This is a genomic window from Lysinibacillus sp. FSL M8-0337 (assembly GCF_038593855.1).
Taxonomy (GTDB): domain Bacteria; phylum Bacillota; class Bacilli; order Bacillales_A; family Planococcaceae; genus Lysinibacillus; species Lysinibacillus sphaericus_D.
Map to the genome: position 1 here is coordinate 4055473 of NZ_CP151996.1, position 12564 is coordinate 4068036.

Here is a 12564-nt window from a genome sequence, read left to right on the forward strand (position 1 = left end):
TTAAGAACTAGTTTATGACAAAACAAAAAAAGATTTTGGAGGAATGTAAGTAATGAAAAAAATTCTTGCTGCTCTTTTTGCAGCGACACTAATGTTTGCATCAGTTGGCGCAACACTATTAATATCAGACACACCAACTGCAGAAGCGAAATCATATAAGTCAGGTAAAAAAGGCTTCTCAAACAACAACAATAGCTCAAATATCCAAAAATCTCAGGATAATTCTAAAGACCAAAATAATGCTACAACAAATAAAAATAATACGACGTCTACAAACAAAACAGATTCAACTACTGTAAAAAAAGGTGGCTTTTTCTCCGGCGGCCTTATGAAGGGCTTAATGCTAGGTGGTTTAGCAGGTTTACTATTCGGTAGTCTATTTAGTAGTCTTGGTATGCTTGGTAATATTTTAGGCTTATTAATTAATATCGCTGCTATTGCTGTAATTGTGATGCTTGTCGTTAAAATTATCAATATGTTTAAAGATAAAAAACGTAAAGAACAGGAAGCTACACAATGGCACAAATAATTAACGAGCAAGATATTATTAATGCAATTTGTCTTTCACAGGCTTATCATAAAAATGTTCGCCCTGAAGACGTACTTGTTGAGCTAACTTACGAAGATGAGACTGGCTTCGGCGCGGAAGTCGAAATAAACGGTCAAATCGAAGTATTGAATACCGCTGCTATGATTGGCGCATTACGTGTATGGATTAAAGATGTTCTACACGGCGATCCTTTCTCAACTGGTATTGAGCTTATATTAGATGATGAAGAAGGCATTATTGCCAAACTATCATAGTGTCTAAACCATTAGGTCTTTTGAGTTTGTCCAGATTATGCAAGCATTAATCTGTGCCATCTAGTGAAAGACCACTCATAGTTCAGCGTTGATTTGACACTTATCCCTGACTTATTGAAGTAGAGTACCTCTACTCACTATGAAAACAAATAGCCGTTCAATAAATCTTCTTAATGGATTTATTGAACGGCTTTTTTTAATAGTTAGCTTAACCGTAATGACCTCTGATAGATTCGCTTTCAAGAAGTTCCTGATAAGGTTTATTTCAAACGTTCACTAAAGTTCACTAATATTTTAGCAGCATGGCTTCTCTTTGTTGAGGCTTCAGGAGAAAATCTTCCTTCACTTCCTGCAACAATACCAAGCTCATACAGCATTGTGATCGCATTTTTCGTTTCCTCATTGTAGCTAGTTATATCGGTAAACGGTGTTTGATCTTTCACCACATATGTTTGGTTAAACTGTTTTTCATAAGCACGATTCATCATTAATGCTAATTGCGCGCGCGTAATAGGCTGGCTTGGATTAAACTTGCCATCAATGCCCTTCACAAGACCATGTGCATAAGCAGCGGCAATTTCTGACTGCGTTTCGGCATCATAGCTCGCTATATCTGTGAAAGGCGCTTTGCTAGTTGTTGTTAAACCTAAGCTTCTAACAAGCATGGCTGCTGCTTGAGCGCGTGTAATATTTTGTTCAGGTCTAAAAGTACCATCAACATAGCCCTTCATAATGCCTCTTTCAGCCGCTTTGTGAATGAACTCCCTTGCCCAATGATTTTCTATATCTAAAAATTGGACTTTACTGCCTGTTGTAAAACTTGCTGTTGGACTTTGAACACTTTCATTACCAGCCGCATCTAACGCTTTTATAGCAACAGTATATGCAGTATTTTCTGCTAAACTATCAAGTGTGATAGCAGTTTGATTGGCATCGACCGTAGAATAGAGCTTATTATTCAAATACACATGATAGTTCGTAACACCTTCATTATCAGTCGCCGCCAGCCATTTTACAGTCGCCGCTGTACTACTATTGACATTGACTTGGATTGCTGAAGATGCATCCCATAGTGCACTTGCTTTTATAGCTGGTAAAAATGCCTGCTTTGCTACCGCTAAATAACCTGCTTCACTTAAATGAATGTTTTCTGGATTTGGCAAAAAGTTAGGTACATCTTTCGCTACTACGTCATATGTTGGCACAAATATTGCCCCTGCTTTTTCAGCAGTTGTTTTAATAGAGGCATTCATGATACCTAAAAGCATTTTAAACTGTGTTTGCAAGTCTTCGCTATAATAAGGGAAAGAATTATAATAGCCCATCACATAAATTTGTACCTGTGGATTTAACTTTTTTATTTCATTGATTATTGCCCCTATATTATTTATAGCTTCTTGGGATACCTTTATAATGGCGGCTGTATCAATACCAGTTGTTGACGATTGTTTTAAAATTGGCAATAAATCATTAGCACCAGCAGTTAACGTAATCAGCTCTGCTTCTTGAATTGAAGTTCTAAGCTTTGCACGGTCGTTTGTATAACCAAATCCCGTCACTGGTTTTTCTACATCATTTTGTAAGTCTGCTAACACATTTTTAGTTGTATACCCTGAATAGGCAAACCCTTTATTATAGGATGTAAGTAAACCTTCTTGTTGTAATGCTTGTGCTACAAAATCTGTATAGCCTAAGCCAATGACGCCTACTTCATTCATACCATGTGCTAATGAATCACCTAACGCTATGTAATCAGCCTGTACAACCCAGCTTGGCGCTATGTGATCTTCTTTATTTTCCGCATTCGCACCTACAGGTATTGTTAATTGTAAAGCTAGCATGCTAGCAGCTAAAAAACGAAATTTTTTTGAAAATTGCATATACCCACTCCTCCTGCTCATCTACTAATTACTAGTTTACTAGATTAAGGATAAAAGTGGGTGCATTATATTGTAAATACTTTGGCTTGCATTCTTTTCCTGCTCTATTTATGCTGTACCTTTCCATAGACACCTCCACCACCAACCTCGATATGTAATTGTCCCGTTCTCGCTAAATCAATCATTGTAGCTATTTTATGTGGCACAATTTCCTCGAGTTGCTCGGTCGTGATACGGTGTAAAATAGTCATTTCAGTCCCAAATGCATGTAATAGTCTTTCCATCATTTTCGGACCTAAACCTGGTATAAAATCGAGTGGAACTTGATGGATGTAAGGTGGTCTCTCACGTTCATCAACATACGGCTCTGATAGTTCCTTAATACGTGTCGCAACACCTTTAATAATTTTCGTACTTGCACAGGATGGACAAAGGGTATCATCTGCACTTAACTGTTTACCACAATTAGCACAAACAGTTTGATAATATTTGCCGAGCAATGGATTTAACCCATAATTCGCCACTACTGCCCGCCCGTCCTGTTCATGGAGCGCCATCTTTAATTCGCTAAAATTAGCCGCCATTAATTTTAGTTTTTGATATTCACGAGCCATTTTCCCAAGCGAATGTGCATCAGAGTTTGTAACAAATGTATAGGCTTGAAGTTCTTTTATGTTTTTGACCATATTAGTATCAGAACTTAAACCAAGCTCTATAGCATCTATAAGCTGTGGATTGAATACTTCTGTTAAGCTTACATGAACACCTTTTCCAAATAAACTTTTAAATGGCGTAAAAACATGTGCTGGAATAAAAAGGCCTCCTAATTCCCGCACTTTTTGTTGTACAGCTCGACCTTCACAATAAATACGTTGTGAACTTAAATGAATATTTTTCATATACTGGCTCATCCAATTCGAAAAATTCTCCATCACTTGAATAGTAGGGAAATAAGCTAGCACATGAATTGGTCCATAGCAGGAGCTATCATATATTTCGATTTCAGAACCTGGAATAAGCGTTGTTCCTTGAAACCGGAGTCCACCTTGCGATAACTCCTTTAGTTCGCCTTGTTGTAACATTATATTCATTTCAGCAATGACTTCTGGTGAATGACAATCAATAATGCCGATAATATCAAGCCCTTTTTTGGCGCTAGCCATCTCTAAAATCCGTGCTAATGTTAACGTTTTACTCCCAGTAATTTTCACTGCGCGCCCACTCATTGTTCGTCCAATATGAATATGTAAATCTGCATAATAGTCATGAAACAATGTACACATCTCCTTTTGTTTTATTATAAAATGAAAAAACCTTACATTGCTGCAAGGCATTTTCATGCATTAGGATGGATGGTTTTGATGTGCGCCTTTATCAGTCTCGTACGAACCTGAACCTTGGTTTGGCATTGCCGCTGCATCATAAGCAACTAATGTAACGCCAATTTTCTTTTCGAGTTCATTAATTTTTTCAAGCTGTGTGTGATCTAATTGTGCAAATTTTACTTCTTCCATATTCATCACGCATCCTTTCAAAAATAACGTTCCCCGAATATCTCACAACTATACAAACGACCATTGGTAATTCCTTTAATTATATTGCCTAGTATGTACATACTAAAAAAGCATTCTACAGCGGAAAAGTCCACAGTCTTCGTACCCTTATGCTACGTGGAAATTGTTCAAAAATTGTTTGAGTGACTGGCACTTAAATAGGTTAAATAGGGTTTGCCTGTTAGTGGGTGTGTTCGAATATCAGCGCATACTCCAAAAACATCACGCAGTAGCTTAGGCGTTAACACTTCTTCTGGCGTACCATATTGAACGATACGTCCTTGTTGTAAAACATAAATGTAGTCGCAGTACATTGCTGCCATATTTAAATCATGTAAGGCGGCGACAACCGTCAAATGCAGTGTTTGAATTAAATCCATTAGTTGTAATTGATGCTGGATATCTAAATGATTTGTCGGCTCATCTAAAATAAGTATCTGTGCTTGCTGTGCAAGTGCACGCGCAACCATTACTCTCTTTTTTTCCCCTCCAGAAAGGGAACTAAAACTACGTGTTTCTAAATGGGCAATACCTGTTTGAGACAAGGCTTCTTTTACAATATTAAAGTCATCCTTATTGTCCAGCTCAAAAAGCTTTTTATGCGGCGTTCTTCCCATACTCACTAAATCTTTTACTAAAAAGTCGAACAACACAGGCGTTTCTTGACTGACAACTGCTAATTTCTTTGCAATGACTTTACTCGATTGCTTAAAAATATCTTGCTCATTTAATAGCACTGTACCGTTTTCTGGCTTTAATAAACGATACATATTTTTTAGCAATGTAGACTTTCCACTTCCATTAGGACCAATTAACCCAACAAACTGCTTATCTTTTATTTGTATACTTACTTTCTCTAATATGCATTGATCATGAATGGAGAATGATACATCCTTTGCTTCTAATGTCATAACCTTTAATCTCCTTCACCAAATGAATAATTGTTTCGACGTAATAGCCAAATTAAAAATGGTCCTCCACAAAAAGCAGTAATAATACCAATCGGCATTTCTTCTGGGGCTATCAATACACGCGCTAACGCATCAGCCCAAACTAGAAAAATCCCCCCTAACAATGCACTTATGGGGATAACATGTTTATAATTAGAGCCAACTAGCAAGCGTACGATATGCGGAATAATTAAACCAACAAACCCGATGGAACCACTTACTGCAACGAGCACACCTGTCAGTAAAGATACGAGTACTATTAGCTGTATGCGAAACTGTTGAAGATTCACCCCTAACGTGACGGCCGCTTCTTCCCCAAGTAGTAATAAATTCAGATTTCGATAGTATAGCCACAACAACCCAAATACGCTAAAAAAGACAATGACTGGAATTAATAAATTACTCCATTTTGCTCCTGCGAGACTGCCTAACATCCAATACATAACGGCCTTCATACCGCCTTCTTCCTTAGACATCATTAACATAAAATTCGAAGTAGCGGATAAGATAAAGGACACCGCCATCCCCGCTAGTAAAAGGCGAAAAATCGAAATACGGCCTCCTACACGCGACAACAAAAATACCAAGACAATTGCCATAAAAGAACCTAAAAAAGCTGAGACTGAAAGGGCGTAGATGCCTAAAAATGAAAACGCCCCTAAAATAATGACAGCCGTTGCGCCCACTGTTGCTCCCGAAGAAATACCTAAAATATACGGATCGGCTATCGAATTACGGACTAGTGCTTGAACAGCAGCACCAGCAACCGCTAAGCCTGCACCAACAACAGCCGCTAGGATAACGCGAGGAACACGGATTTGCCATATAATAATCTCTTGCGAGCGACTCCAATCCGCCTCTACAGAACTAGAAAAAAATGGCATTTTTGAAAGAATTACCTTCCATACATGTAACGGCGTAACTGACACAGACCCAATCATAATGGCCACTGTCATAGACGCAATAAGCGCTAGAAAAAGGGTCAAAGAAAATAACATAAATTTTTTATTCATTTGGTTATGAACTCCTTATCAATCATGATAAAGACGAAGCAATAAAAAAGGGCATTCTACGCATACATGCATAGAAATACCCTTAGCTAAACAAATTAGGAGAAATATCCATCAATTGTCCGTAATTGCTTGCATCCTCGTGGGCATTACAGGTATGAACTAACTGGCAGGTCTCCTGGCTTCGATTCATCGTATCTACGATTGCCTTCCCATTTAAAAACAGTGGCTACAATATCATAGAACTCCTCGTTACAGTTGCGGGACAGCGTCGGATTTACACCGACTTCCCTTTTAAGTGATGCTCGTATTTACAAGCGTCACACCATTAGTATCTGAAATTTTAAAATTATGACGATTCTATCATACATCATTATCGTAGTCTATTATTTCCTTCATTTAGGAATCTAACTTTCCTCTTTTCAAACTAAATCCATTATTTCTGCACATTTACTTGTTACATTAAAGACACATCAAATCGAAGGAGGAAATTCATATGGTGGTAAATAAAAATCGGCTCCTAATGATAGTGGCAGCAATTGCTTTACTAATACTTTCAGCTTGTGCTGATAATACAGCGAAATCAGAATCTGCTCATAGCGACAAAACAGACCACGGCGAAGAGATGGATCATGGGGATGAAATGGATCATTCCATGATGAATCATTCAAGCTCTGGTGAAGTTCCAGCCACTTTAAAAACAGCCGAAAATCCAAAATTCCCTGTCGGCAGTAAGGCTATTCTTACAGATGGCCATATGTCAGGAATGACAGGAGCCGAAGCGACAATTGTCGGCGCTTACGATACGACAGCATATATTATTTCATTTGAGCCTACTACTGGTGGTAAGACAATTGAAAATCATAAATGGGTGATTCATGAGGAATTAATCGACCCAGGTGAAGCACCTTTATCACCAGGAACAGAAGTAAAAACTGATGCTACCCATATGACAGGCATGGAAAATGCGACTGTACGCATTGATGATGCCGTACAAACTACTGTCTATATGGTCGATTTTGCTTTAACAACTACTGGTGAAGAAATGAAAAATCATAAATGGGTGACTGATAGCGAGCTAGCGACAAAATAATGAGGTTGGGACAAAAGAGAAAAGGTGTTAGATTGATGGCAGTCAATCTAACACCTTTTTTGCTACGCCGTTGTTGTCCGCTACGGCGGTGCTTTCCGCGGGCACACCGTAAGCCGCAACCCTCGCTAACGCGCGGTCTGTTACGTCTTACATTGTGTGCTGTTCTGAGCAGGAGTCACCGCTTCCGCTACCAACAACTAGTGAACACTTCTAATTTTTTATTTATTGCAAAAGCAAGAAAAGATAAGTTCTCCATATAGCAAAAATTTATGAACACCTTTCCTCTGTTCCTTAAATTTTTTTAGTTATGTCCCAGCCTCATTCTAAAACCTTTTTGTCACCGCTTTTATGCCATTTATAGCCGATTCCCCACACTGTCTGTAAATAATCATCCACTGGAAAGCCACTTTTTCGAAGCTTATCCCGTAAATTGCGGACATGTGAATCAATCGTTCGGTCTTCAATTGCTACATTATATCCCCATACAGTGTTGATTAAATGTTCTCTTGAGAAAACTTTATTTTGATAATCAAGAAATAAGGCTAACATCGAAAATTCTTTTGGCGTTAAAGAAATCATCTCTTGGTGAAAAGATAACTCAAAGGATTCTTTATTTAAGCGTAGCCCTTCGAAATTAATAACGATTTCTTCAGCCTTTGTTCTTCTTAAAACAGCCTGTATACGCGCTAACAATTCTTCCTCATCGAAAGGCTTTAAAATATAGTCGTCAGCTCCAAGATTTAACCCTTTTATAATATCAGCCTGTTCCCCTTTTGCCGTAAGCATAATCACCGGCACGTCCCAAAACTTCCTTATTTCCTGGCATACTTGCCAGCCATCCATATCAGGCATCATTATGTCTAACAGCACTAAATCGATATGATGTTCTTCTAAATATTCTAAAGCATCTCTCACAGACGACCTAGCAATGCAATGAAAAGAAGGTTCAAGATACAGGGTCAGTAACTCTAACATCCTTGGTTCATCGTCAATTAATAATAATGTTTTCATTTGTTCCTACTCCTTAAACAATAATTTAAAAGTAGTCCCTTTGTTTTCCTCACTAACAACGGTAATTTCCCCTCCATGTGCTTGAACGAGCTCCTTTACAATGGCAAGTCCTAATCCTAAACCGCCATTGGCACGCGTACGAGATTTATCTACCCTATAAAAACGTTCAAAAATATAAGGTAAATCCTTCTGTGGAATTCCTTTTCCGGTATCTTTTATAATGATTGATACGCAATGATTGTTTCTTTCCACTTGTAAGAAAGTCGAATCGCCTGAGGAACAATAAGTCAGCGCATTATTTAACAAATTCAAAATAATTTGCTCCAATCTTATTGTATCAGCCAATAAAGTTAGGCCCGCTTCACATTGCACAAAAAGGTCAATGTGTTTTTCATGAAAAGCAGGTCTTAACTTTGCCTCAATACTTGCCACAAAGTCATCCAGATGAAGACATTCTTTGTTTATAACAAATGCGTTTTCATCCATTTTTGCTAAATCAAATAATTCTTTTATTAACCGTGATAATCGATTCGTTTCCTCAATAATAATACGTAAATACTTTTGACGATCTCGTTCCGATAAATCTCGTTTATAAAGAATATCTGTATAACCTTTTATAAACGTAATCGGTGTTCGCAGCTCATGAGCAATACTCGATAAAAATTCCTTCCTTTCCTCTCGTAAATGATTTAAGTCATCAGATAAAAGTTGAATAGCATTCGCAAGATCACTTAATTCATCTTGACCATTTGTTGAAAGGTCTACTGTAAAATCCCCATTACTCATTTTTAATGTTGCTTCTTTCATTTCAATTAATGGACGAGCTAGCTTTCTAGATAACACAATAATCACTACAATGGTCACCAATCCCGACACAAGCCCAACAATTAGAAAGTGTTTATTTAATCGCTCCATTAAGGCATGGATAGAATCTGTATTTTGGAACATAAAAACATAGCCAATGGTCTTTTGCTGTTTTTGAATTGGACTAACGGTCGCTATATACTTTTCATCTTGCCAATTGTTCTCTAGCACCCGACCATCATAAGGTACGCTTGCTCCAAGCTTCTGTAAATATGCTTTTATATCAAGGTGTTGCGAAGAAGTAGCTAAAATTTTGCCAGCACGATCTGTTATGACAACGTCTGTATTATCTCGGGATTCCATTAATAATATATGTGATAACGTTTCCTTTTCGAAATTTTGCTCCAATATCTTTCGATGCGAATTACCCGTTGTCTGCAAGTTTGTTAATTCTTCATCAACTCTCGAATTCGTCAAAGAAAGATGCAAAAATAACATCATAAACGTTTCTATGCAAAATAATGTGATAAAAAAGATAGTACCAAGCTTTAGTGAAAGTTTTTTCATCCTTTAACCACCTATAGTTCAAAATGATAACGTGTAAATGTGAAGATTTTATGCAGAAGAAAGATACTTCTATTAAATAGTATAAAATAAAAACTACATGCTCATTGATTTTTCACCCTATGTAGTACCTAATGCAAATAAGAATGAGCCATATATTAGAAATATATAGGAGGTACGTTTTGCTCGACTCCTGCTGGAAAAGCATGACACTTTAGAGCCTGTACAATGCCAACAACCCTAAAAAAGAATGGGGCTGGACATAACTAAAAAAATTTAAGAAACAGACGAAAGGTGTTCATAATTTTTTGCTATATGGAGACCTTAGCTATTCTTGCTTTTGCAATTAAAAAAATTAGAAGTGTTCACTAGTTGTTGGTAGCGAAGGCGGTGACTCCAGCTCAGAACAGCACATAATGTTAGACGCTGGCATTCCGCGCGTTAGCGAGGGTTGCGGCTTACTGTGCTGAGCGGAAAGCACCGCCGTAGCGGACAACAACGGCATAGCAAAAAGTGTTAGATTGATGGCAATCAATCTAACACTTCTTCTCTTTTGTCCCAGCCGCATTCTTTTTTATTAAATATAATTTTTAACCCAATTTAAAAAGTTTTCAAATACTGAATCAAGGAATTTCACAGTTCCTTCATCTGTTAAATTACCTTCTGTATCAAATTTTGTATGAACAGCGCCAATATAAACATCATTACCACTTAATAATGGTGAATTAATGCCAGGAGAGAATAAAATATCTCGTAAATGTAATTGTGCTTTAACCGTTCCTAAGTTCCCCATAGATGCACCCATCATAAAGGAAGGTTTGCCAATCATTACTTTATCCACACGTGATAGCCAATCTATCGCGTTTACCATAACCCCTGGCACCGTTCCGTTATATTCTGGTGTGATCCACAGTACCGCGTCTGCCGCTTTTACTTTGGCTTTGAAATCCAAGACCGTTTGTGGTGCTTCATTTTCAATATCTTGATCGTACATTGGTAAATCTCGTAAGCTTAATACTTCTAGTTCAAACTTTTCTGTATAACGTTTTTGTATAAACTTTGCTAATTGCATATTATAAGATTCTTTACGGATACTACCTACGATTGCTACTACTTTCACGATATTTCCTCCTAAATGGTTACTGTTTTTAATATTGGTTAAGCATTTATATTTTATACTGCACTAATAATAAGTAGTAAACTCTTCAACTGGTTTACGATACCCTCTTAAACTCTGACTGCTTTCCTTTTCCTTACCGATTGTCATCATCAGTACAATTTCATGTGTTGCTGGCACATTGAATAGTGCACGCATTTGTTGTTGATCGAAGCCAATCATCGGACATGTATCCCAGCCGCGATTTTTAGCTGCTAACATAAAGAGCATAGCCGAAAGTGATGCATTACGAATGGCATCCTCCTTCATAAACGCTTCGCCACGTTCTTCGTAAAATTTCGTATTATCGTCTATAAGATTGTCAAGCTCACAGTTTGTAATAATACCTAAATCAACCATACCTTGACTAATATGAGCCGTTTGCTTGTAAGCTTCTCTATCTCCTAATACTAAAATCACACCGGACGCTGAATGTACTTTATATTGCCCATATGCAGCCTCACGTACTTTTTCTTTTAATTCTTGATTTAACACAACAATATATTCCGCGTGTTGCAAGTTGAATGCTGAAGGTGCAAGCTTTACATCTTCTAAAATGGGACGGATATCCTCCTCCGTCATTGTAATTCCCTCTATAAAATTATTTGCCGATCGACGTTTATCTATTAACTTTGTAAACTCCATTCTGACGTCCTCCAGTCATTCATTTTGCTTCGGTAGTACTGTGTACATTCATAATCAAGACCTGACTAGCATTTACTTTCCAATTGCTTAATGCACAGAGGAAAGTTATTATTCATATTCTTTCTCGAATGGTATCGTACTTCTAACAGTATCAATTGGTCGAACAAGTTCTTCTATTTGTGCACGCTTAGGCTCTAGGAAAGGTGGTAATGATAATTTTTCACCCAATGTTTCATAAGGTTCATCTCCCATAAAGCCAGGTCCATCTGTCGCCCATTCAAATAAAATTTGAGGTGCTACACGTGCATAGAGCGATTCAAAGAAATGACGGTTAACGTAACCAGACGTATTAAAGCCAAAGCCTTCTAAACGTTCTGTCCATTCATCTAGAACAGCTCGATCTGCTACACGGAATGCTGCATGGTGCACTGTACCAAACCCTTGACGGGCTACTGGTAAGATTGTGTTATATTCTACAATAATTTGTGCACCGTTCCCTCCCTCTCCTACCTCAAATAAGTGGAAGTCTCCTTCTGCTGCTATTTCTGTGAAGAGCATTACTTTTTCTAACATTTCTTTAAAATAAGTAAAATTCGCAACACGCACAAATATTGGCCCTAATCCAGTAATAGCATATTCAAGGGGGATAGGACCATCTTGCCAAGGTGTACCTGCGGCAACGCCTTCGTTGTTTTCATCAGATATAAGTTGATACTGTTGATCGTCAAAATCAACAAACGATACGGTCTGCTTACCAAACTGTTCTTTAATGCCTGTATGTTTGATATTTAAGCGATCAAATCGCTTTACCCAATAAACTAATGCTGCATCCGTTGGTACTCGAAATGATGTTTTGGAAATTTCATTTGTTCCATGTACACCTTTTGGTATGTTCGGGAAGTCAAAGAATGTCATATCTGTACCTGCACTACCCTTATCATCTGCAAAAAATAGGTGATATGTTTGTATATCGTCTTGATTGACTGTTTTTTTTACTAGACGCATTCCTAGTACATACGTGAAAAATTTATAATTTTCTTCAGCACTACTTGTTATCGCTGTTACATGGTGAATCCCTTTTAAATGATTCATAA

13 protein-coding genes and 1 riboswitch are annotated in these 12564 nt (G+C 37.6%); of the genes, 3 read left to right on the plus strand and 10 right to left on the minus strand.

Annotated elements, in window-relative coordinates; all coding sequences use genetic code 11:
* The first annotated feature begins 52 nt into the window (after positions 1 to 52).
* Positions 53 to 529, plus strand: a complete 477-nt coding sequence (locus tag MKY08_RS19715; RefSeq protein WP_069511327.1) for a hypothetical protein — start codon at positions 53 to 55, stop codon at positions 527 to 529.
* Positions 517 to 804: a DUF2653 family protein gene (locus MKY08_RS19720; RefSeq protein WP_069511328.1), complete on the plus strand. Its 288-nt coding sequence runs from the start codon at positions 517 to 519 to the stop codon at positions 802 to 804. Before MKY08_RS19715 ends, MKY08_RS19720 begins: the two co-directional genes overlap by 13 nt.
* A 260-nt stretch (positions 805 to 1064) precedes the next feature.
* On the opposite strand, the gene MKY08_RS19725 is transcribed toward MKY08_RS19720, so the two are convergent.
* The 5 genes from MKY08_RS19725 to MKY08_RS19745 form a co-directional block, all read right to left on the minus strand.
* The gene (locus MKY08_RS19725) at positions 1065 to 2684 is read right to left on the minus strand and encodes an S-layer homology domain-containing protein (RefSeq protein ID WP_069511329.1); all 1620 of its coding nucleotides are present in this window, start codon (positions 2682 to 2684) and stop codon (positions 1065 to 1067) included.
* A gap of 104 nt (positions 2685 to 2788) precedes the next feature.
* Positions 2789 to 3910, minus strand: a complete 1122-nt coding sequence (locus MKY08_RS19730; RefSeq protein ID WP_256093175.1) for an endonuclease Q family protein — start codon at positions 3908 to 3910, stop codon at positions 2789 to 2791.
* 117 nt (positions 3911 to 4027) lie between these two features.
* Positions 4028 to 4198, minus strand: a complete 171-nt coding sequence (locus MKY08_RS19735; RefSeq protein ID WP_176723185.1) for a hypothetical protein — start codon at positions 4196 to 4198, stop codon at positions 4028 to 4030.
* Positions 4199 to 4365: 167 nt separating this feature from the next.
* Positions 4366 to 5148 (minus strand): ABC transporter ATP-binding protein, encoded by a 783-nt coding sequence (locus MKY08_RS19740; protein ID WP_069511336.1) that lies wholly within the window; start codon positions 5146 to 5148, stop codon positions 4366 to 4368.
* Between the two features lie 5 nt (positions 5149 to 5153).
* Positions 5154 to 6200, minus strand: coding sequence for an iron chelate uptake ABC transporter family permease subunit (locus MKY08_RS19745; protein ID WP_069511338.1), 1047 nt, complete (start codon positions 6198 to 6200; stop codon positions 5154 to 5156).
* Between the two features lie 147 nt (positions 6201 to 6347).
* A riboswitch (cobalamin riboswitch) is annotated at positions 6348 to 6542 on the minus strand.
* A gap of 151 nt (positions 6543 to 6693) precedes the next feature.
* Between MKY08_RS19745 and MKY08_RS19750 the strand changes: the two genes are divergently transcribed.
* Positions 6694 to 7290 (plus strand): YdhK family protein, encoded by a 597-nt coding sequence (locus tag MKY08_RS19750; RefSeq protein WP_069511339.1) that lies wholly within the window; start codon positions 6694 to 6696, stop codon positions 7288 to 7290.
* A gap of 318 nt (positions 7291 to 7608) precedes the next feature.
* Here MKY08_RS19750 and MKY08_RS19755 read toward each other — a convergent pair whose 3' ends face one another.
* From MKY08_RS19755 to MKY08_RS19775, 5 genes are all read right to left on the minus strand, one after another.
* The gene (locus tag MKY08_RS19755) at positions 7609 to 8301 is read right to left on the minus strand and encodes a response regulator transcription factor (RefSeq protein ID WP_069511340.1); all 693 of its coding nucleotides are present in this window, start codon (positions 8299 to 8301) and stop codon (positions 7609 to 7611) included.
* Positions 8302 to 8307: 6 nt separating this feature from the next.
* Positions 8308 to 9672: a HAMP domain-containing sensor histidine kinase gene (locus MKY08_RS19760; protein ID WP_141705578.1), complete on the minus strand. Its 1365-nt coding sequence runs from the start codon at positions 9670 to 9672 to the stop codon at positions 8308 to 8310.
* Between the two features lie 574 nt (positions 9673 to 10246).
* Positions 10247 to 10789, minus strand: a complete 543-nt coding sequence (locus MKY08_RS19765; protein WP_069510958.1) for an NADPH-dependent FMN reductase — start codon at positions 10787 to 10789, stop codon at positions 10247 to 10249.
* Between the two features lie 63 nt (positions 10790 to 10852).
* The gene (locus MKY08_RS19770) at positions 10853 to 11470 is read right to left on the minus strand and encodes a nitroreductase family protein (protein ID WP_069510960.1); all 618 of its coding nucleotides are present in this window, start codon (positions 11468 to 11470) and stop codon (positions 10853 to 10855) included.
* Between the two features lie 108 nt (positions 11471 to 11578).
* Positions 11579 to 12562, minus strand: a complete 984-nt coding sequence (locus tag MKY08_RS19775) for a ring-cleaving dioxygenase (protein WP_069510962.1) — start codon at positions 12560 to 12562, stop codon at positions 11579 to 11581.
* Positions 12563 to 12564 lie beyond the last annotated feature (2 nt).

What these genes read in the sequence shown, in the direction of transcription:
- MKY08_RS19715 (WP_069511327.1), top strand. Translation starts at nt 53, where the DNA reads ATGAAAAAAATTCTTGCTGCTCTTTTTGCAGCGACACTAATGTTTGCA.
- MKY08_RS19720 (WP_069511328.1), top strand. Translation starts at nt 517, where the DNA reads ATGGCACAAATAATTAACGAGCAAGATATTATTAATGCAATTTGTCTT.
- MKY08_RS19725 (WP_069511329.1), bottom strand. Translation starts at nt 2,684, where the DNA reads ATGCAATTTTCAAAAAAATTTCGTTTTTTAGCTGCTAGCATGCTAGCT.
- MKY08_RS19730 (WP_256093175.1), bottom strand. Translation starts at nt 3,910, where the DNA reads ATGAGTGGGCGCGCAGTGAAAATTACTGGGAGTAAAACGTTAACATTA.
- MKY08_RS19735 (WP_176723185.1), bottom strand. Translation starts at nt 4,198, where the DNA reads ATGGAAGAAGTAAAATTTGCACAATTAGATCACACACAGCTTGAAAAA.
- MKY08_RS19740 (WP_069511336.1), bottom strand. Translation starts at nt 5,148, where the DNA reads ATGACATTAGAAGCAAAGGATGTATCATTCTCCATTCATGATCAATGC.
- MKY08_RS19745 (WP_069511338.1), bottom strand. Translation starts at nt 6,200, where the DNA reads ATGAATAAAAAATTTATGTTATTTTCTTTGACCCTTTTTCTAGCGCTT.
- MKY08_RS19750 (WP_069511339.1), top strand. Translation starts at nt 6,694, where the DNA reads ATGGTGGTAAATAAAAATCGGCTCCTAATGATAGTGGCAGCAATTGCT.
- MKY08_RS19755 (WP_069511340.1), bottom strand. Translation starts at nt 8,301, where the DNA reads ATGAAAACATTATTATTAATTGACGATGAACCAAGGATGTTAGAGTTA.
- MKY08_RS19760 (WP_141705578.1), bottom strand. Translation starts at nt 9,672, where the DNA reads ATGAAAAAACTTTCACTAAAGCTTGGTACTATCTTTTTTATCACATTA.
- MKY08_RS19770 (WP_069510960.1), bottom strand. Translation starts at nt 11,470, where the DNA reads ATGGAGTTTACAAAGTTAATAGATAAACGTCGATCGGCAAATAATTTT.
- MKY08_RS19775 (WP_069510962.1), bottom strand. Translation starts at nt 12,562, where the DNA reads ATGAATCATTTAAAAGGGATTCACCATGTAACAGCGATAACAAGTAGT.